Genomic DNA, 19,905 nt, shown 5'->3' with positions numbered 1-19,905 from the left:
TTTAAAAACTTTGATAACCATAGAAGTAAAGTATGTGGATTTTTAACCTTAATAATAAATCCCAACAAAAAGGGGAATACCTATGAAAATACAATCAATAATAGCAGTGTTTTGCTTTCTGTTGTTCTCGGCGATGGGAGCGACAGCGCAAAATACAGGGACTATAGAGGGTACGGTAACAGATCAGGAGTCCGGTGAGGTGATGCCGGGTGTTAATGTTGCTCTAATCGGGACAACAAAAGGAGCAGCAACGAATGAGGCCGGCGAATATGAAATAACAGATATTGAGCCGGGTATTTATACTGTAAAAGCGACATACTTAGGGTACGCCACATTCGAGAGCGATGAAGTGACGGTGGAGGCCGGCGAAACCATTACGCTTAATATTGGTTTGGAGCAAACGGTATGGCGAGGTAACGAGGTAGTGGTTTCCGGATCACGCAGACCGGAGAAGCTGCTTGAGTCACCCACAACCATTGAGCGGGTTTCGCTGGAGGATATTGAAACCTCAGGCGGATCGACGTTTATGTCTACGCTGTCGAATTTAAAAGGCGTTAATTATACCAATGCCGGTATGAATACGCAGCTCATTTCGGCCCGTGGATTTAACAGCAGTTTTAATACACGCATGCTGTTTCTAATTGACGGTCGATTGGCAACACTCGGCGGCACAGGATTACCGCAGGGCAACTTTTTGCCTTCCAGTAAAATTGATCTGAAAAGTATCGAGGTGGTGTTAGGACCTGCTGCTGCCCTCTATGGACCCAACTCAGGTGCGGGCGTTGTTAATGTGACGACCAAAGATCCCTGGGACCAGTCCGGCGTGGCAGTCGAGGCACGAGCGGGTAATCAATCGCTCCGTGATATCAACTATCGCATAGCGGGGACGGTAAACGATAATTTTGGATACAAGGTGACCGGTCAGTATATGAAGGCGGTTGACTTTAAACCTCAGCGCGAAGATAGCCTGCATTTCTATCAGGCAGCCGGGACAAAACCTACTGCTGCAAATACGGTATTTGAAACCGACGTGGTTGAGGATTATGATGTAGGGGCGACTAAGATTAATGGATCGCTGTATTATAAATTAGGTGATTGGAAAGTCAGCGGTACCTACGGTTGGTCGTCCACTGATCAATTTTCATTAACCGGAAACGGACGTAATCGTATTGAGGATTGGCAGGTTGATTACCAGACATTCCAGGTAAGTCATGCTAATTGGTTTGCACAGGTTACACGAACCGGAAATAAAGCCGGTAGTTATCAGCTTAATCAAGTTGTACCAGCCGTGCAGGCAATGGTAAACAGCGGTATGTCTTTGGATCAGATCGATATCGAGAGTATTCGCGAAAGTGTTGCTTTTATCGATGATACCGAAATTTATGATTCCGAATTACAGTATAACAACCAGTTCGGTGATTTGAACGTAGTAGCAGGAATGAATTACCGTAACTACTTGCCGGAATCGCAGGGAACGTATCTCGCAGATGGGCAAGGGCAGGATATAAGCCGTGAGTTGTTCGGCGGATATGCTCAGCTTGATTACGATGTTGTGCCAGACAAACTGCAGTTGGTAGCAGCGGCGCGTGTAGATGCTAACACTGATTATGATACGCAGTTTAGTCCCAAGGGATCGGTGGTTTATACCGCGGTGCCGGGACACAACATTCGTGCGACCTATAACCGGGCATTTACAACACCCACCATCCTGCAGAGTCATGCCTATATACCGGTACCTGATTTATTTGCACCGGGATATTCGTTTCTTATTGGAGGTAATACCGAGGGATATACCATTGAAGATGCTTCGGGCAATGTAGTTAATACCATTGATCCAACTTCTCCGGAAGAAGTAAACTCTATGGAATTAGGCTATAAAGGAGCTTTTGGAGAGAAGCTTTTTATCGATGTAGTAGGTTATTATTCTTGGTATAAGAATTTTATCGGTACTGATGTTGTAGCCGATGGTATAAATACGATTGCATACCGCAATGGAGAACAAGTATTGGTAGATGGTAGTACTTTTACCGCCTTGCAAACTTATATCAACTTTGGTGAGGCGGAAGTGCAGGGGTTCGATCTTGGGTTAAATTACTATTTCAACGATCGATACAGCATGAATGCTAATCTATCCACTATTAAGTTGGTTGATTTCACCAATGAAACCACCGATGCACAGCTGCCATTGAATACGCCGCCGTTAAAGATCAAGGGTGGATTTACAGCTAAGAAGCTCTTTGATAATGATGTAATTCGAGATCCATTTGTTAAGGTTAATGGTCGCTGGCAAGATAGCTACCAGTTCTTATCCGGATATTGGAACACGAATGTCTTGTTGGATGATAATGGAGATCTTACGGATAAAGAGGAGCTGCCTTCGAAATTTGAGCTCGATCTTTCGCTCGGATTCGATGTCATGGACACAGGTCTTTCATTACAGGCCAGCGTAAATAATGTATTTGATACCGAGAAGGTAGACCAGTTGGGAACCCCGCCGATGGGACGTACAATCTGGGTATCACTTAAGTATAACTTTGAGGGGCTGCGTTTATAGGAGCTTCTTAAGCCTTGATGAAAAGCCTGCTCCGATAAACGGGGTGGGCTTTTTTATTTTTAATTCAACTGTGAGAAAGAGCAGTGAAACACCTATCTTTTGTGCGTTAATTGTTAACACTATTCGCATCCGTTGAAAACATCTGCAAAATATATAGCCGATCGTATACGTCTGATGATTGCTACCAAGCAGTTCCAGGTGGGGGAAACCTTGCCCTCTACCCGTGAGCTGGGCCAACAGCTTGAATCCAGTTTCCATACCGTACGTAAGGCGTATCATATTTTAGCGGATGAAGGTCTTATTCGCGGAGAGCGTGGCAAGGGGTTTATTGTTGAGCGGCAAAATACGAATCTCGACAAAGCAGACCGGCTGGAAATTGGGGCTGAGAAAATGCGCAAGCTTCTGGAAGAGTTGATTGGCTATGGGCTGGATGAATCAGAAATTGATGAGCTGTTCCAGGAACAGCTAAGTTTTATGGACTGGCCTGATCGTATTGAAACCTGTGCCAGCATTGGTGAAACCAACGAACTGGGACGTATGCTGGCCGATGCGATTAAAAAGGAAGTGGGCGTCCGCAGTAAAATTTTAAATGTTAATCAATACAACAAAACGGTCAAGTTTGATGCTCTATTTGTGCCCGTGCAGCTGGTAAACAAGTTCCGTGAGTTTGCCGAAAAAGGTCGTTTGTTGCCCATTGTTTACAGCATTAATCCCGACACGTTACTTTCTATTGTAGATCGGGCTGCCATTGATACAATCGGACTGGTAACAGCTGATGATCAGTCGATTCCTAAAATTATTGATGAATTGAAAGTAAGCATCAATTTTGGAGGATCTTTTGTGGCGGGAGCTACCTATGGCGAATCATTACCCCTTTTTGTCCGCGAAACGGATTTGATTTTATACACTTCGGAAAGTGCTAAACTGGTAGAGAAAAAGATTCCGGAGAAACGCCGCATTATGTTGAGATATAGTATTTCGGAGCAAAGTGCCGATACCATTCGGGCCGAGCTTTGGGATCAGTAGGAAAGATGGGAAGAGGCAAAGATGAAACGTGAATTCGAACTTTCGTTTCACGTCTGCCATTTGACGCCTGTAAGGATAGTTTAATGAAAGAAGTTTTATAGTTGAATGAATATTAACAAAAAGGTTAAAAAACTAATTAAGCGTGCGATTGAAGCGGTGTCTTCAGAAATTGATACCGTGCGCGAAAAGCCGGCTCGCGATGTGCTGTTTGATGGCAAACGGCGTGAAGATCACCCTCCGAATACGTTTTATTATGAGTTTGAATCTCGCAATACCTCCCTTCGTTTTGCTGAAGTCATAAAGGGTGAGATGGAAGATTACGAGGATGAGGTGGAGCTGTATCCTGTGACGGTGGAGGATGAAAAAGTTGTGCTGCATTTTCCGCATAATTTTGGGTCCACGTTGCCCAAAGTGCAGTTGGAATGGGAAAATGATTTCGTATTGCGTCGGCTGAGGATGGAGCTGGAGAAACTGCTCGATTCAAATAATAAGGAAGCTCGAAAACGTATGGGTCGTTTGTTTTATCCCGATCCCAAAGAAGATCATACTGAAGATGAAAATATACGAGTGTTGGATGACAGTCGGAGAAACAACACGCAGCATGAATCACTCATAAAATCGCTCCAAAACAAAGTTCTTTATGTTTGGGGTCCGCCGGGCACGGGCAAAACATCGACACTTGGTTTTATGATTGCCAACTATCTGATTAAGGGTAAACGAGTATTATTTGCGGCTAATACTAACCGGGCGGTGGATGTAGGATTGTTGAGTGCATTACAGGCTTTAACGTCAGTTGAAAAAGAACACCTTGAGGAAAACGTGACACGATTTGGAGAGATGGCTTTGGACAGTGATCGTTTGTCCAATGTGCTTTTTGATCAACATGTAGAGCAAAAAAAGCAGGAGGGCAAAGAAAAAGCCGGAAACTTGGATAATCTGCTGGGCGAATATCAGAAGCTGCAGAAGGAGATTGATAACCTGATGGAGCATGGTGAAAGTGTTCCCGAAGAGTTAGATGAACGTATCAATATGTTGGGAGAACGGGTGGATGAGCATGGAGGGGAAGCCGCCCTGGAAGAAAAAATTGATCGATTGGTAACGGTGAACGAGCGGGTCGAGTTGGAAAAAAAGCAGCTGGTATCTACAACGTTGGCAAAGGTATGTACCTCTGATTTATTCGATGGACAAACGTTTGATGCCGTCGTGATTGATGAGGCTTCAATGGCCAATTTGCCCTATTTGATGGTGCTGGCTGCCAAGGCAAAGTCGCATATTGTGGTAGTGGGTGATCCCATGCAGTTGCCCCCTATCGCGTTGACGGATGATGCTCACGCTCGTAAATTCTTGGAGGAAGATATTTTTACTTTTGCGTCGGATGCCGATACTACCGAAGATCTATTTGCGTGGCACGATAAAAATCGGCCGCTTACCACATTTTATGACACGCAGTACCGGCTGAATGAAGATCTGGCCGAGGTACTGAGTACGGTATTTTATGAGGGACGCTTGAAAACAGCAGAAGCAGATAAGAATTTGGATCCGGCCATCACTCCGCAAGAAAGTAGTGCACCTACGGTTAATGTAATTGACAGTCAAAAATATGGGCCGGTGCTTACCCAAAAGGACGAGGGCCGAGGATTTAGTCCGGTCAACGAGGTTCACAGTCATATCTTGATTAAAATGGTAAAAAGGTTAGTACTGAAAAATCAGGTGCCGGTGGATGAGATTGGCATTATCGTTCCATTCCGAAGTACGGTATATGATATTAGAAATGAGTTGTATGAAAATGATTTTGGAATGATCGAAGTCGGCACTATTCACACCTTTCAGGGACGGGAAAAGGATGTAATTATTTTTGATACGGTGATGAGCGCAGAGCAGCAGTACGGCCGGCGTCGTCATTATTCGGTACGTCCCTTTGATGAGGATAAAAATGGATTGGCAGTGCCACGGCTATTAAATGTCGCTTTCTCGCGAAGCAAAGAGCGGTTGGTGTTGCTTGCTGATATGGATCACATAAACAAGGTTTATGCTGAGAAGTTTTTAGGGCGATTGCTGCGACGTTTCCAGAATCAAGAAAAAGGCCAGTAGTGCTGCTACAAAAGTTGGGTTTGCGGTCGTTTTCTTCGTCTTTAAATGCGGCTATTCAAAAATCCCCTTCTTCGTAGCGGCGGGCATAGTGTTCTTCGTTGATGCGGTTAAAGGCTGCCAACGGTTCTTCACATTGTGAAGCGATAATCATCTCTCGTTTTCCCAGGGCGCCTTGTGTTTTTGCGACCTTCCATCCGGCCCACGCCATGGCTCCCTGGGCTTTGGAGGCCGCGCAATAGGTCGTCAGTATTGCATCCTTGGCACTAAAATCAGCTAATTTTTGAAATGTATTTCCGGTCCATAGTTCGGGATTTACATCCGGTGAAAAAGCATCATGGAAAATGTAATCAGCTTGTATATTATCCGGATGAAATTTCTCAAAAAGTCCATTGAATAAATGCAGTGTAATATCGGAGGTGACCGAAAACTCATTCATCTCCTCAGATAAATCATTAAAAATAACTGGCAAGTGATCGACGAGACTTGGGTTATTGAGATGTTGACCGTAGTTCAGCTTTGCGACGGTTTCGGTACTGATTGGAAATCCCTCGATAGAGTAAAAATCGATAGTGGAATTTGATTTTATATCTAGCACATAATCCATCAGCAGAAGAAAGTTGAGCCCGGTACCAAAACCAACCTCCAAAATAGTGATAGGATTAGAATCTCTAATATCATCCAATAATTGAGACTGCTTGAAAAAAACGTGCTTGCTTTCAGCTACAGCTCCGTTGGGATTGTGATAATGTTGATCAAATTGTGAGGAATAAACGGTATGAGAGCCGTCGCGGGTGGCTACAACTTTTGATTGCTGTTTCCGGGAATCAGTCATTAGTCATTAGGGGTGACATTAACATTGCCGTATCCGCAATTAATAACGATGGGCAGCCCTCCACCATTTAGTGTTCCGGTGATGCGTCCTTGATTTTTTGTACCATTAAAATTGAATACATCATCCAAACTTGCCGACGTGCCGGAAATGTCAAGGTCAGCAGCAATGTCTATCGGCAAGGAAAGCGAAACATTACCGGCAGAAGTAGAGAAGCGTAACTGATCTTGGGCTGATGTAATCGAAGAGGAGATGTTGCCACCGGAAGTTTTTGCTGAAATGCTGCCTTCGCCATTTTCTATGTTAATGTGTCCACCCCCGGTTTTAACCTGCAGGTTGCCACCGGTGTCTTGTATTTTGATATGCCCACCGCCTGTGCTCATCGTTATATCGCCAAAAATTCGGTTGGCTGTAATATGGCCACCGCCTGTTTTAGCATTGGTGGTCCCTTCAATATCTGACAGGGTAATATGGCCTCCCGAAGTACTTAATTGTTGCGAGTTTTTTAATTGACTTGCTGTAACATGTCCTCCCGCTGTTTTAGCTAAGAGTGCAATATCCTGAGGAACTGACAATGTTGCTTCCAGATTCATTTTTTCGGAAATAGAACTTCCTTCAGCAGCATTAACCTTGAATTTGGCGTCAGCGTTATCAACATTTTTTTGGATGTTCAATTCTTGCGCGAGGACAGCAGGGTCGTCAATATCACCGGTTGCGCGAAGGGTTATTTTACTGTTTGATGAGCCATTTCCGATGATGTTCAAATTGCCAAAATCGACCGAAAAGTCCAGTGAGTTTAAATGGCCGGAAGGAAATGAATCCTGGTATACAAAAACGCCCGAACTCACTTCTGTCCATTGCGAATCATCCACATTGTACTTTTGATTAATATATAGCTTTTGGTCTTGCAGCTTTACGTTAAAATCATTTTGGTTGATTTTCTGAAGTTCCTGCTCGAGCTGTCGCAGTTCAACTTCTAAACTTTCCTGATTGATCTCCTTTTGTGCATGTTGTTGTATAAACTTATCCAGATTCTTGATTTCGAATTCGAGTTCTTTGAGGTTCTCCAAATCTTTGATATTGCGAAGCTTGTCAAGATTTTTAAGTGACTCAAGATTTTGAAGGTCAATTACAATGGCGCTCGGCATCGTAGGGGGCGTTGGAGCTGATCGATTGTTTTCTTCTGAATTCGATACGGAATATGCAGAAGAAGAATCAGAAGGAGAAATTGAAGAAAGTAAATAGATGGCAATGCCGATAAAAGTGACACCGGCTAATACAATTTCCCAGGAAATATTACGCTTAATCATAGCTTTCTGGTTAAGTAATTGGATGATGCTTTGTTTAACTTTAAAAGCTTACGAAAACTCCCACGATAATGTTGCAGAATTATCCTCACAGGCTTCAAGAAAATTTCTATTTTCAGAAACAATCCATTCCAATTAAAATAGCACGTATGGAAGTAACTAAATTTAAAGAGAAGGCAAAAGCATATCACAGCAAAATGGTGGACATACGTCGTCACCTGCATCGCCACCCCGAGCTGAGTTATCAAGAGCATGAAACGACTGAATTTATAATAAATAAGCTTGAAAAGCTCGATATATCGGTAGATCGTCCGCTTGAAACGGGATGTGTTGGTATTATTGAAGGATGTAAGCCATCAAAAAAAGTGGTTGCTCTGCGCGCCGATATTGATGCTTTGCCTATTGCAGAAGAAGGAGCTCATAAAAGTGAGTTTTTCTCAGAAAATGAAGGTATCGCGCACTGCTGCGGACATGATGCCCATACCGCAAATTTATTGGGTGCGGCATATATTCTTGCAGATTTAAGAGATGAAATAGAGGGGACGGTATTGCTGGTATTTCAGCCGGGCGAAGAAAAGCTGCCGGGCGGCGGTCGGCTTCTCTGCGAAACGGGATACCTCCAAGAAAAAGGAGTAGATGTTATTTACGGATTGCATTCGTATCCGGAATTGGAACCCGGGCAAATTGCTGTAAAAAAGGGACCGCTGATGGCACGTCCCGATGAATTTAAGATTGAAGTTATTGGAAAGGGTGGACATGCGGCATCTCCTCACCAGGCGGTAGATCCCATTGTAATGGCATCACAGATCGTAAATCAGCTCCAAACAATTGTGAGTCGAAACGTAAATCCCACCGAGCCGGCTGTCGTGACTGTAGGAAGGATCCGGGGAGGATCGGCCCATAATATTATCCCTGAAAAAGTGGAGTTGTTGGGTACAGTGCGGACATTTGCACAGGAAACGGCTGATATGATCAAAAGTCGAATTGAGGCTGTAGTAAAAGGTGTAACGGAGGCTTCCGGGGGACAATACACGTTTGATTTTGATTATGGATATCCTGCAGTTACGAATACCGATTGGGCGACCGATAATTTGGTGCATTCTGCTCAAAACATATTAGGGGATGACCAAGTGCATTTGTTGGATGATCCCATTATGGCCGGCGAAGATTTCGCTTTTTATCAGCAAGAGTTTCCGGGGGCGTTTTTCTTCTTGGGAAGTGGCAGTGAAAAGACGAATTCTACTTATAGCTGGCATCATCCAAAGTATAATATTGACGAGGATTGTTTTTTAACGGGTGCTGCTTTGATGGCATCAGTGGTTTTTGAACCAATTTCGAAAAGTTAACATTAGTCATTAAATAAAGCTGTTGTTGAAATGAGTTATTCATCATCGTACTGGGAAAAAGATTCATTTTTGAAACCTTATGATCTTGTCATTATAGGGGGCGGTATTGTGGGCCTATCGTCGGCCCTGTTCTATAAGCGGCAAAACCCATCAGACAGAGTAGCAGTGCTTGAAAGAGGATTTCTGCCGCAGGGTGCCAGTACACGCAACGCAGGTTTTGCCTGCGTGGGATCAATTGGCGAACACCTGGCAGATATGGAAAAGGAATCTGAGAAGAATGTTAAAATGCGAATTCATCGTCGCTATGAAGGGCTTCAGCTTTTAAAAAATACGTTGGGTGAAGAGGCAATAGGGTATGAGCATTGCGGTGGATTTGAGTTTTTTAGATCGGAAAAGGAGTTTGAAAAAGTAGCTTCCGAGCTCGATCAGTTTAACGGTTGGATGGAGGAGTTGATCGGTGAAAAGGAGGTCTATTCAGTCGATGAGCTGGAGGGATATCCTGTAATTAAAAATCGGTTGGAAGGTGCGCTCCATCCCGGTAAAATGATGGAAGCGCTGGCCGGTAAGGTGAGCGCTTCCGGTGTGGATATCAAGTGGGGTAGTAATGTTAAAGATGTGAGCAGTGAAGGAGTTGTCAGTATTAGCAATGGGTTAAAGGTACGAGCTCAAAAAACAATGATTGCCGCTAATGGTTTTGTCCAAAGGTTGTTGCCTGAACTTGAGATAAAACCTGCGCGGGGATTTGTAATGGTAACTGATGAGCAAGAGAATCTGCCGTGGAAGGGGATCTTTCATTACGATAGGGGTTACATATATTTCCGAAATGTTGGTAACCGTTTATTAATCGGCGGGGCTCGTAATTTGGATAAAGATGGGGAGCAGACCGATCAGTTTGGTACCAATGATGCGATTAAGGATCATCTCAGAGAATTTGTCTCTCAAACATTAAAGCTGGGAAACAATTGGAATATCGATTACGAATGGTCGGGCATCATGGGATTTTCACCAACGAAAACTCCTATAGTAAAACAGCTTGATCAGAATCGATTTGTAGCCGCGGGTCTTAGCGGCATGGGTATTGCTATTGGGATGGAAGTGGGGCGCGGTGCATCGGAAATGATGACGCAGAAATGAAATCAATCTAAATAATAAAAGGGGTTGATCTTATGACTATTTAGTACTTAATTGTCTTCAAACATTGAGGCAGGTAAACTCATAATAAAGCCTACTGTTATGACCGAAGATTTGAACCAATCAAACGAAAAATCTGATTCCGCAAAAAATTGGGAAGAGCGGAATCCGGATATTGAGCGCGAAATTACGATTGATGAATACCAGCCATATGGCACGCTCACGCTTACCCTCCTATATTTTGCAATAGTTGTGCTGATGTGGATTTTCATGTATTTCGTTGAGTTCGCCGGTAACGCACCTTCCATCATAGATTAGTTAAACCAAGATTATGCATATACATAAGTTTGAACAGTTCTGGATAAAGTTATCCTTTGTACTGATAGCCTTTTTTATTGCCACAGTAGTGTACGGCTTTGTGGCGATGGATTTAAAGGTTGTTGGAGATAATGCTACCATCGATCCGCAAAACTTGGCGGAAACGCCATTTGGAAATCCCGGCGTTCGGGAAGTAACCCGTAATGGACAGACTGAATATGAGGTTTATGTACAAACCATTCAGTTTGCGTTTAATCCGGGTACCGCACAACCCATAGAAGTACCGGTAGATACCAGGGTTACCTTTTATATCACAAGTCCTGATGTGCTGCACGGTTTTGATGTTGCGGGAACTAACCTAAACACCATGGCTATTCCGGGCCAGGTGGCAAAGTTTACGACTATCTTTCCCGAAGTACGAGAGTATGGCATTGTCTGTAACGAATATTGCGGACCGGCCCACCACGTGATGGAGGGTAAAATTAATGTAGTACCTAAATCTGAGTTTGATAAAAGTAATCTGGTAGAATGACATTCTTACACAAGTATCCGAAAGCTGCTAAAGTTGCCAAAGCTAATTTCATTGTTGCCTTTATAGCTCTTGCTATCGGAGGTTTCTTTGGGTTTGTACAAGCTCTGCACCGAACCGATGTATTTCGTGGATTTTTTAACTCCGGGGAATATTACACTCTGTTAACAGGTCACGGTGTATTGCTGGCACTTATTTTTACTACATTTTTTATTGCCGGCCTGTTTGTGTGGGGCGTAACCCGCAGCCTCAACCGGGAACCCGAAAATATGACTTTTACTTGGTCATGGTTTTGGTTGATGACTATTGGGTTATTAATGGCGACAGTAGCTATTTTAGGGGGATTAGTACCTGATAGTTCGATCCGTGCTGCTGTGCTCTATACTTTTTATCCGCCCTTACAAGCTCATCCGATGTTTTACATAGGATTGGCACTCGTGGTGGTAGGATCATGGATGGCCGGTGCAGACTGGTTCTGGTCATACCGCAAATGGCGTGCAGAAAATCCGAACGAACGGATTCCCATCCTAGCCTTTATGACCCTCTTTACAATGCTTATGTGGTATGTTTGTACCATAGGGCTGGCACTTGAGGTTGTAGGACTATTGATTCCGTGGTCACTTGGTTGGGTTACTGAAATAGAACCCCTATTGCCAAGAACGCTTTTTTGGTTCTTTGGTCACGCTGTTGTGTATTTTTGGCTGCTACCGGCTTATTACGTATGGTACGCTATTTTGCCAAAGCTATCCGGCGGACGCTTGTTCAGTGATTCAATGACTCGAATTGTTTTTGTGATCTTCTTGCTGCTTTCTACTCCGGTAGGATACCACCACCAATATGCTGATGCAGGTATTTCTGTTGGATTTAAATTCTATGCCATGGCAACTACGCTTCTGCTTCTTTTACCAAGTTTAATTACGTTATTTACCGTGGTAGCCAGCATGGAGCATGGAGCCCGTCAACGTGGAGGAAAAGGATATCTCAAATGGATTGGAAAGTTGCCTTGGGATAGTCCCGCTTTTGTGGGTTGTGCGCTGGCAGGAGTTATGTTTGCCGCCGGTGGTTTTAGTGGTATGATTAATGCTTCGATGAATATTAACCTGTTAATACACAATACGTTGTGGGTGCCCGGGCACTTCCACTTGACAGTGGGAACAGCGGTAGCCCTAACCTTTATGGCCATAACATACTGGCTGCTTCCCCAGCTTACAGGTAGAAAACTCAAGCATAAAACACTTGCCTTGATACAGCCCTATGCATGGTTTTTAGGCATGACGTTGATGTCAAATGCGATGCACCGTGCAGGACTTGCTGGTGTACCTCGTCGTACGGCAGAGCCCCAATATTCTGGGTTCGATTTTGAACCAATATTTGGGACTATGGCCGAAATGAATTGGCAGATTGCCATCGGCGGAACCATCCTTACTATTTCCCTGGTATTGTTTCTTTGGGTTGTAGTTGCGTCATGGCTTGCCGGCGAAAAATCTGAGAAGCCGGTCGATGATCATATCCCTGAACCTTTATCAGGTGTTGAACATACACCGGCTATACTGGATAACATGAAGCTCTGGTTTACGTTGGCACTAGTGCTTGTAATTCTGGCTTATGCCTTCCCACTTTGGGAGATGGTGGCCGACGGAATTTTTGATCCCGGTGCATTGCCAAGACCTTCGTGATAATCTTAAAACTTGTTAGATGATATAAAAGTCCTTGTCTGTTATTACTTTAAACGGACAAGGGCTTTTTGTTTTTGATAATATATTATTGCTGATCAAGAATATTTGATGGATAAGTTATGTCTGAAGAAGTATCTAAAAACTCTACGAAACGGTTGGTAAAAATTTTGGTGATCGTGGGCATTGGCATTCCTGTGTTAGTCGAATTGATGACCCTTTTTAACCTTATAAATGTCCAGATTTTTGAGGGTAAGGGTACCAATGGTAAAGAATTTAACGTTGAAGATGCACGGGGCTTTGGTGAGGGAGACACCCTTTTTGCCGACCGGGAAACAGCTGTTCTTATCGATCAGCTCCGTGTGAAGGTAAGCGCCCAGGAGTGGCGGTTTGCATTGGGTATGACTTCACTTGACAGCATTAGTCAGGATAAGTTACAACTCGGTGTTGATAGCCTGAAATTAAAAAGCAATAGAATACTGTCAGGGAATGAAAGTAGCAGTTGGGAAATAAAGCAATTAGCACCTGCTAAGGTATACGGCGAATGGCACCTACCCAACGGTGATATTCCCCAAAAACTTTTTATAAGTATAGATCAACAGATTAGTGAGGACTCTACAAGCCGTATCAGTCAAGAAGTAGCATTGGATAAGATACCGATTCGCTATAATAAGGAGTGAGATTCGTTACTTTCAAGGTTCATATCTCTTGAAGAATTTCCTACTACCAGCAGGCTACTGGTTGCCATTGCGACGGCGGCAAATAAGGGATTTATTATTCCCGCAATGGCCAGTGGAATGGTAATAATATTGTACAAAAATGCCCATCCCAGGTTCTGACGGATTCTATTCTTGGTTAATTTAATTGCGTGAAAAGCAGCAGGAATTAATGTCAATTTTTCTCGCGGAATAACAACGTGTGCCGAATCAGCGGCGATGGCCGTTAAGTTGCCAAAAGCAATTCCGAGATCAGCCTGGGCAAGAGCCGGGGCGTCATTGCTTCCATCGCCGATCATTGCAATTCGGCCAAATTTACGCAGCTCATCAATGATATTTGATTTGGAGTCTGGCCGTGTTTCTGTAAATAGAAAATCAGGATTCAGCTTATTGCGTATTGCATCTCCGGCTTGCTTACTATCCCCGGTAATAATCGCCACTTTTTTACCTTCAGACTGCAATTCTTTTATGATGTTGGGGGCTTCTTTTCGTATTTGATCGCCAACAACCAGTACACTTTCTACGTGTCCATTCCATCCTACAACAACAGGTATATTTCCCTCATCTCTGCTTGAGTTAATTTTTGTCCATTGATCTTCAGAAACTTGTAGCTGTTTGCTAATCCATTCGGGTTGCCCCACCCAAATGTATTTACCATCTATTTGTCCCGATATTCCTCTTGACTGTGAGGAAAAGCCATCTACGTTATTTTGGTTGGTCGCATACGCTTTAATGGGCTCAGCAATGGGATGAGAAGCATATTGCTCTAACCGGGCTGCATAGCCAAGTGCTTGCTCGTTGTTTCCCTTATCAAGAAGTTGCATAGTACCTGTTGTTAAAGTCCCGGTTTTATCAAAAGCAACTGTAGACGCATCCATTTGTTCTTCAAAAACGGCAGCAGTTTTGAAAATAATCTCATGGTCCAATCCGCTACGAATACCCGAAGCAATGGCAAGGGGTGTTGCCAGTCCTAATGCACAGGGACAAGAGACAATGAGGACAGCTAGTGATGAAAGCATTGATTCTGTAGCGGTAGCACCGCTTACCATGTGATAACCAAAGGTGGTAATTCCAAGAACAATAACGGCAGGCACGAACCAGGTAGCAATACGATCAGCCAACCGCTGTTGACCGGGTCGGGCGGTTTGAATATTCCACATCATTTGCATCAGATTGTCGATAGTACTTTCAACGGTATCACCAATTTTAATAGTCAAAGCATTTTGTGTGAGAATAGTACCGCTGAGAACAGTATCTCCCACACCTTTTGATACAGGTACTGACTCTCCCGTCATCAGGGCTTCATTGACAACGCCGGATCCACTTACAATTGTACCATCAATTGGAATACGTTCACCGGCTTTAACTAAAATGCGATCTCCCGGATTGAGGTCTTCAATGGCTTTTTGCTTGGATTCTCCATTTTGGATTACCCGCGCTTGCTGGATGCGTTTTTCGGTAAGTTTTTCCAGCAGATCTTGCTTGCCTGCCTTGATCTTTTTCTCATAATAATTACCGATTGAGACAACCAGAACAATAGCCATGGTAACATCAAAATAGACTTCTGATGATCCGGTAAGTAATGCTCCAATACTATACAAATAGGCACTGACTGCTGCTATAGTAATAAGGAGATCCATGTTGGGTTTACGTACGGAGAGTGACACCCATGCACCGCGTAAAATAGGAAAGCCCGTGTATCCCAAGACAAAAGTCGTCATCACAAAAATATTGGAAATGAAAAACAACTTTTCGGAGTCTGTCAGCGGAACGATGCCTCCGCCGCCTAGATAGGTGGGGTACAGAAAGAGTACGTATAGCAGTAGTCCTATGATTCCAAAAAATCCGCCAATAATAATGCGAGCCAGTTCATTGAGTTGGTCATCTTTTTCTGATGACTCTACCGGTTTTACGTTGTAGCCCAGCTTGCTCAATTTTTCGGGCAGCCGTTCGGCTGTTATTATGTCCGGGTTATAGTAAACCTTTATCATTTCCGAAGCATAGCTGGCTTCACTTTTATAGATACCATCCTGCCGATCTGCCAATGTTTCTACAAAGGATTCACAGGTTGAGCAGTGCATGCCATTTACTTTAAAAAAAGCTTCTTCGTAATCTTCAGGCAAGGTATCTTGTTCCTGCTCATTGCGCCGTTTTTGGATAGTTTGCTTGCGAAGCTGCTCAGCTTGTTCCCCCTCCATATTTTGGAGGAGTTTATATACATGCAGGCATCCCGAGCAGCAAAAAACGCCATCCACTACTGGGTCTGTAATAGGTGGATCCGGGGTTTCAAGTTCGCAAAGGGTACAGTGTTCTGCCTTCATTAAAAGAGCAAGAAATTAATTTATATTATTCACAAATTCTCTATACAGATCGAGAAATTCATTAAGCATCATGGCTGTAGCACCCCACAGAGGGACTTGGTGGATATCCCAATAGGGAACCCGGTAGGTATAAGAGTGAAGATCCCAGTCTTCGACAGTAATATTTTTCTTATGCAAAAGGGAATGTAACTCTATTGCAAAAACCTCTTCTACCTCAGCGGGATTTATATTGAAGTCAGGTCTTTTGTCTGTGACGCCAATAACCGGTGTAACAAGATTATTAGAGTGACTTACATATAGTTCGCTGAGTTCTCCAATAATTGTTATTGTATCAGAGGGTACCCCGATTTCCTCTTCTGCTTCACGGAGAGCTGTCTGATGCAGGGTTTCGTTTTTTTCGGCACGCCCCCCCGGAAAACTAATTTGCCCACCATGATCAATATTATGGGTTCGCAACGTTAGAACCAGTTCTAACTCCTCATCTTCATTTGGGAAAAGCAAAATTAATACACTGCTTTTATTAACGCTGTCTGGTGGTTCCATCTCCCTGATTTTACCTCCATCAACTGGCTCCGGGGCCATCTCAATTTGGGCCTTTCTGCCGGGTAATTTTCGGGATAGACGATCTTCTAAAAACTGGATAAGCTGGTGCATCGTAGCACGTAGAGATTGAAAATTAATGGCGCCTTTTGGTTAAACAAAATTGATCTATGGACTTTCTGTTAAGGAAACCTAAAGGTGCAAAAGAAACAAGTGCAAGGAAGATAAAATAAGGTACAATTTTGATTTACTTTTTGATGAAAAAAAGTGTTGGATATTCCTTCGAAAGCTTCTGCTGAAACTGCAGAAACCCCGCTTACTTAAATATTAGAAAATTTTAATATTTATTATTTGATTAATCCGTAACGAATGGGGTGTTTGGCATTCTTTAAAAACTATAGCAGTGAGTTTTGATTGCTTAATTTCTTTAGGGCAATAGATCAAAACATAAAACCTGCTCTCTCATATTCGCCAAAATGGCGAATTAATTTTAATAAAATCAGGGATAAATTATGCATAATGCATTTTTTAGAGCAACCTTGGTTGTAGCATTAGTTGTCTTTGGGATCACTGCATGTGACCAACCAACTACTAATGTCAATCAGGAAGATCAACAAGAAGAACTGAACCCAGAAACCACACAACCTATCGATGGGCAATACATTGTGGTCTTCAAAGATGAAGATACACAAGGAAAAGCTCTTACCGGTAATGTTGAAAGAACAAAACAGGTGCGCAATGAAGTTCTTTCGGATTACAATATAGAACAGCAGTCTCTTCATAACGTGTACGATGTAGCACTGCAAGGATTTGCTGCTTCATTGTCTGAAAGCCAGTTGGCAGAACTCAGGAAAGATAATCGTATCGACTATATTGAAAAAGATAAGATGTTTACGCTTGCACCTCCGGGGGCATGTTCACCATGGCCGGGCTGTAAAGATGGAGATGACGGCGGTAACGGTGGTGGAAGCAGCCAAGTGACTCCGTGGGGCATTGACCGTGTTGGGGGCGCTACAGCGAGCAGTGGCACAGCATGGGTAATTGATTCCGGGGTAGACTTGGATCATCCTGACTTGAATGTAGATGAAACGCGAAGTGCTACGTTTATTACCAGTGGTAAGGATTCAAAAAGTGCTGATGATGGAAACGGTCACGGTACCCATGTAGCCGGTACTATTGCCGCACTGGATAATGATACTGGCGTTGTAGGTGTTGCTGCCGGTGCTTCGGTCGTAGGCGTAAAAGTACTGGATAGTCGTGGTAGCGGTTCTTACTCTGCTGTAATAGATGGTATTGATTATGTTGCTCAAAATGCATCTGCCGGTGATGTCGCCAATATGAGTCTCGGCGGTGGAACCTCTGATGCCGTTGATGCAGCCGTTCGAAATGCCGCTGATCAAGGTGTATATTTCGCCGTGGCCGCTGGAAATGATGGAGATGATGCCAATAATTATTCGCCAGCCCGTGTGGAATATAACAACGTTTGGACAATTTCTGCTACGGATGAAAGTGATGTCTTTGCTTCCTTTTCGAACTATTCGGGACCAACCGATCCTCCCGTAGAATACGCTGCACCCGGGGTAGATATTCTTTCTACCTGGAATGATGGAGGCACAAATACAATCAGTGGTACCTCAATGGCAAGTCCGCATGCTGCCGGAGTATTGCTGGTAACCGGTGGTAATCCTACAAGTAACGGATCTGCCTCAAACGATCCGGATGGTGATCCTGATCCGATTATTTCTCAATAAAGAGAAGTAATTAATTCACATTTACGGCACCTGTCTTTTATGAGGCAGGTGCCTTTTTTATTTGTGGATACGAACTTTATTAGCCCCCTTAGAGTTCGTATTTTCCGCACAATATTTGAAAGGCATAATTTCAGTTTGAACAACGATAATCTTTATGAAAAAGAAGTATAACGTTTACGGTATTGGCAATGCGCTGGTAGATATGGAATTCGAAATTGATGAGGAATTCCTTGACAAACATGATGTCACAAAAGGCGTCATGACTTTGGTGGATGAAGAAACTCAGTCGCAACTTATCAGTGACATTAGCCGAGAAGAAACGGTTGAAAAGCCGGGCGGTTCGGCAGCTAATACGGTTTTTGCAGTAAGCCAGTTCGGCGGAAAGGCATTTTATTCATGCAAAGTAGCTAATGATCCTTTTGGGGATTTGTATCTCGAGGATATGAAAGAAGCGGGCATTGACACTAACTTTGACCGTCAAGAAAGAGAAGACGGAATCACCGGTAAATGCCTGGTAATGGTTACTGATGATGCCGAACGAACGATGAATACCTACCTCGGCATCACCCAAAATCTTTCAACAAAGGAAATTGACGAGCTGGCTATTCGCGATTCAGAGTATGTGTATATTGAGGGTTATTTGGTGACTTCCGAAAATGGTTTTGAGGCTATGAGTCAGACGAAAAAAATAGCCCAGCAAAATGATGTAAAAACAGCACTCACTCTTTCTGATCCGGCCATTGTAGAAGGATTTCAAGACCGTTTTGAAGGCATTATAGGGGCTTCGGTTGATCTTCTTTTTTGTAACGAAAAAGAGGCGAAAATTTATACGGGCAAGGATAATTTGAAAGAAGCCCGCGAAGCGTTGAAAAAAGAGGCCAAGCGATTTGTAATCACACAGGGAGCGAATGGAGCTATTATTTATGACGGCGACACCTTTATCGACATTGAGCCCTATGAGGTAAATGCTGTTGATACCAATGGAGCCGGTGATATGTATGCCGGGGCATTTTTGTATGGCATTACGAACGGAATGGGATTTGCCGGAGCCGGAAAACTGGCGAGTCTTGCCGGATCGAAAGTCGTATCTCAGTTTGGGCCGAGATTGAAATGGCACCAGATGCAGGAAATACTTCGTGAAGCAGAAGGAACAGAATAATTGAATAAGCAGGTAGAATTGATGGAAACCGTTGTTTTAGCTTCTCGCAATAAACATAAGATTGAAGAGCTTCGCGCCACTCTACAACCTTTGGGGATTGAACTAAAATCCACTTTTGATTTTCCGGATCTCGAAGAGGTCGAAGAAGACCAGGATACGCTGGAGGGCAATGCCCTTAAAAAAGCTCGATATGTGCATCAACAAACCGGCCTGCCCGCCCTCTCTGATGATACGGGTTTGGAAGTTGATGCCCTTAATGGCCGGCCTGGCGTGTACTCGGCGCGATATGCTGGAGAAGACGCCAGCTATCAAGATAATGTTGACAAGCTGCTGGATGAACTTTCGGATGTGCCTATGGAGCGACGGGGAGCGCAATTTCGCACCGTTGCTGCCTTTGTAACCGATGAGGACAGTCATACTTTTGAGGGGGTGTGCCGCGGGATGATAATTTCAGAAGAACGTGGGTCCGGTGGGTTTGGATACGATCCAATATTTCTTCCCGCAGCTTATAAAGAGACATTTGCTGAATTAGATCCCAAGATAAAAAATGAAATCAGTCACCGGGGAAAAGCGATTCAAAAGTTTTATGAGTGGCTTGAGGAGCAGCAGTAGAT

General features: G+C 43.6%; 16 protein-coding genes. 12 read left to right on the top strand and 4 right to left on the bottom strand.

Annotated features, from left to right (window positions below; genetic code table 11):
- The first annotated feature begins 82 nt into the window (after positions 1-82).
- The 3 genes from ACT3IB_RS07595 (at position 83) to ACT3IB_RS07585 (ending at position 5,671) form a co-directional block, all read left to right on the top strand.
- Positions 83-2,554: a TonB-dependent receptor gene (locus tag ACT3IB_RS07595; RefSeq protein ID WP_491538402.1), complete on the top strand. Its 2,472-nt coding sequence runs from the start codon at positions 83-85 to the stop codon at positions 2,552-2,554.
- Positions 2,555-2,686: 132 nt separating this feature from the next.
- Positions 2,687-3,580, top strand: a complete 894-nt coding sequence (locus tag ACT3IB_RS07590; RefSeq protein WP_491538401.1) for a GntR family transcriptional regulator — start codon at positions 2,687-2,689, stop codon at positions 3,578-3,580.
- Between the two features lie 105 nt (positions 3,581-3,685).
- On the top strand, positions 3,686-5,671 hold the full coding sequence (locus ACT3IB_RS07585) for a DEAD/DEAH box helicase (RefSeq protein ID WP_491538400.1): 1,986 nt from the start codon (positions 3,686-3,688) through the stop codon (positions 5,669-5,671).
- Positions 5,672-5,726: 55 nt separating this feature from the next.
- On the opposite strand, the gene mnmC2 is transcribed toward ACT3IB_RS07585, so the two are convergent.
- Both mnmC2 and ACT3IB_RS07575 read right to left on the bottom strand, forming a co-directional pair.
- Complete coding sequence (gene mnmC2, locus ACT3IB_RS07580; RefSeq protein WP_491538399.1) at positions 5,727-6,503, bottom strand: tRNA (5-methylaminomethyl-2-thiouridine)(34)-methyltransferase MnmC2; 777 nt, start codon at positions 6,501-6,503, stop codon at positions 5,727-5,729.
- Positions 6,503-7,810 carry a DUF4097 family beta strand repeat-containing protein gene (locus ACT3IB_RS07575; protein WP_491538398.1) on the bottom strand — a complete coding sequence of 436 codons (1,308 nt, stop codon included), beginning with the start codon at positions 7,808-7,810 and terminating at the stop codon, positions 6,503-6,505. Before ACT3IB_RS07575 ends, mnmC2 begins: the two co-directional genes overlap by 1 nt.
- A 146-nt stretch (positions 7,811-7,956) precedes the next feature.
- Here ACT3IB_RS07575 and ACT3IB_RS07570 point away from each other — a divergent pair, with 146 nt between their 5' ends.
- The 6 genes from ACT3IB_RS07570 to ACT3IB_RS07545 all read left to right on the top strand — a co-directional run bounded on the left by ACT3IB_RS07570 (position 7,957) and on the right by ACT3IB_RS07545 (position 13,484).
- Positions 7,957-9,153 (top strand): M20 metallopeptidase family protein, encoded by a 1,197-nt coding sequence (locus ACT3IB_RS07570; protein WP_491538397.1) that lies wholly within the window; start codon positions 7,957-7,959, stop codon positions 9,151-9,153.
- 30 nt (positions 9,154-9,183) lie between these two features.
- Complete coding sequence (locus tag ACT3IB_RS07565) at positions 9,184-10,287, top strand: NAD(P)/FAD-dependent oxidoreductase (protein ID WP_491538396.1); 1,104 nt, start codon at positions 9,184-9,186, stop codon at positions 10,285-10,287.
- A gap of 99 nt (positions 10,288-10,386) precedes the next feature.
- Positions 10,387-10,602, top strand: coding sequence for a hypothetical protein (locus ACT3IB_RS07560; RefSeq protein WP_491538395.1), 216 nt, complete (start codon positions 10,387-10,389; stop codon positions 10,600-10,602).
- A 13-nt stretch (positions 10,603-10,615) separates the two neighbouring features.
- Positions 10,616-11,134: a cupredoxin domain-containing protein gene (locus ACT3IB_RS07555; protein ID WP_491538394.1), complete on the top strand. Its 519-nt coding sequence runs from the start codon at positions 10,616-10,618 to the stop codon at positions 11,132-11,134.
- Positions 11,131-12,807: a b(o/a)3-type cytochrome-c oxidase subunit 1 gene (locus tag ACT3IB_RS07550; protein ID WP_491538393.1), complete on the top strand. Its 1,677-nt coding sequence runs from the start codon at positions 11,131-11,133 to the stop codon at positions 12,805-12,807. The genes ACT3IB_RS07555 and ACT3IB_RS07550 overlap by 4 nt, the downstream gene beginning before the upstream one ends.
- 119 nt (positions 12,808-12,926) lie before the next feature.
- Positions 12,927-13,484: a hypothetical protein gene (locus ACT3IB_RS07545; RefSeq protein WP_491538392.1), complete on the top strand. Its 558-nt coding sequence runs from the start codon at positions 12,927-12,929 to the stop codon at positions 13,482-13,484.
- On the opposite strand, the gene ACT3IB_RS07540 is transcribed toward ACT3IB_RS07545, so the two are convergent.
- Together ACT3IB_RS07540 and ACT3IB_RS07535 are read right to left on the bottom strand one after the other, a co-directional pair.
- Positions 13,469-15,841, bottom strand: coding sequence for a heavy metal translocating P-type ATPase (locus tag ACT3IB_RS07540; RefSeq protein ID WP_491538391.1), 2,373 nt, complete (start codon positions 15,839-15,841; stop codon positions 13,469-13,471). The genes ACT3IB_RS07545 and ACT3IB_RS07540 overlap by 16 nt on opposite strands.
- A 15-nt stretch (positions 15,842-15,856) precedes the next feature.
- Positions 15,857-16,495, bottom strand: a complete 639-nt coding sequence (locus ACT3IB_RS07535; RefSeq protein WP_491538390.1) for an NUDIX hydrolase — start codon at positions 16,493-16,495, stop codon at positions 15,857-15,859.
- Between the two features lie 398 nt (positions 16,496-16,893).
- Between ACT3IB_RS07535 and ACT3IB_RS07530 the strand changes: the two genes are divergently transcribed.
- The 3 genes from ACT3IB_RS07530 to rdgB all read left to right on the top strand — a co-directional run bounded on the left by ACT3IB_RS07530 (position 16,894) and on the right by rdgB (position 19,903).
- Positions 16,894-18,132 (top strand): S8 family peptidase, encoded by a 1,239-nt coding sequence (locus ACT3IB_RS07530; protein ID WP_491538389.1) that lies wholly within the window; start codon positions 16,894-16,896, stop codon positions 18,130-18,132.
- 154 nt (positions 18,133-18,286) lie between these two features.
- Positions 18,287-19,291, top strand: coding sequence for an adenosine kinase (locus ACT3IB_RS07525; protein ID WP_491538388.1), 1,005 nt, complete (start codon positions 18,287-18,289; stop codon positions 19,289-19,291).
- A 21-nt stretch (positions 19,292-19,312) separates the two neighbouring features.
- The gene (gene rdgB, locus ACT3IB_RS07520) at positions 19,313-19,903 is read left to right on the top strand and encodes an RdgB/HAM1 family non-canonical purine NTP pyrophosphatase (RefSeq protein ID WP_491538387.1); all 591 of its coding nucleotides are present in this window, start codon (positions 19,313-19,315) and stop codon (positions 19,901-19,903) included.
- The last annotated feature ends 2 nt before the right edge of the window (positions 19,904-19,905 follow it).

The sequence above is a fragment of the Fodinibius sp. GM21 genome (assembly GCF_058386955.1).
This window is presented reverse-complemented; position numbering and strand designations above follow the sequence as displayed.

Bases quoted from the DNA above. Each gene is read 5' to 3' on its own strand.
- ACT3IB_RS07530 (WP_491538389.1), top strand. From the start codon at position 16,894: ATGCATAATGCATTTTTTAGAGCAACCTTGGTTGTAGCATTAGTTGTC.
- rdgB (WP_491538387.1), top strand. From the start codon at position 19,313: ATGGAAACCGTTGTTTTAGCTTCTCGCAATAAACATAAGATTGAAGAG.
- ACT3IB_RS07560 (WP_491538395.1), top strand. From the start codon at position 10,387: ATGACCGAAGATTTGAACCAATCAAACGAAAAATCTGATTCCGCAAAA.
- ACT3IB_RS07550 (WP_491538393.1), top strand. From the start codon at position 11,131: ATGACATTCTTACACAAGTATCCGAAAGCTGCTAAAGTTGCCAAAGCT.
- mnmC2 (WP_491538399.1), bottom strand. From the start codon at position 6,503: ATGACTGATTCCCGGAAACAGCAATCAAAAGTTGTAGCCACCCGCGAC.
- ACT3IB_RS07525 (WP_491538388.1), top strand. From the start codon at position 18,287: ATGAAAAAGAAGTATAACGTTTACGGTATTGGCAATGCGCTGGTAGAT.
- ACT3IB_RS07565 (WP_491538396.1), top strand. From the start codon at position 9,184: ATGAGTTATTCATCATCGTACTGGGAAAAAGATTCATTTTTGAAACCT.
- ACT3IB_RS07555 (WP_491538394.1), top strand. From the start codon at position 10,616: ATGCATATACATAAGTTTGAACAGTTCTGGATAAAGTTATCCTTTGTA.
- ACT3IB_RS07595 (WP_491538402.1), top strand. From the start codon at position 83: ATGAAAATACAATCAATAATAGCAGTGTTTTGCTTTCTGTTGTTCTCG.
- ACT3IB_RS07545 (WP_491538392.1), top strand. From the start codon at position 12,927: ATGTCTGAAGAAGTATCTAAAAACTCTACGAAACGGTTGGTAAAAATT.
- ACT3IB_RS07570 (WP_491538397.1), top strand. From the start codon at position 7,957: ATGGAAGTAACTAAATTTAAAGAGAAGGCAAAAGCATATCACAGCAAA.
- ACT3IB_RS07585 (WP_491538400.1), top strand. From the start codon at position 3,686: ATGAATATTAACAAAAAGGTTAAAAAACTAATTAAGCGTGCGATTGAA.
- ACT3IB_RS07575 (WP_491538398.1), bottom strand. From the start codon at position 7,810: ATGATTAAGCGTAATATTTCCTGGGAAATTGTATTAGCCGGTGTCACT.
- ACT3IB_RS07535 (WP_491538390.1), bottom strand. From the start codon at position 16,495: ATGCACCAGCTTATCCAGTTTTTAGAAGATCGTCTATCCCGAAAATTA.
- ACT3IB_RS07540 (WP_491538391.1), bottom strand. From the start codon at position 15,841: ATGAAGGCAGAACACTGTACCCTTTGCGAACTTGAAACCCCGGATCCA.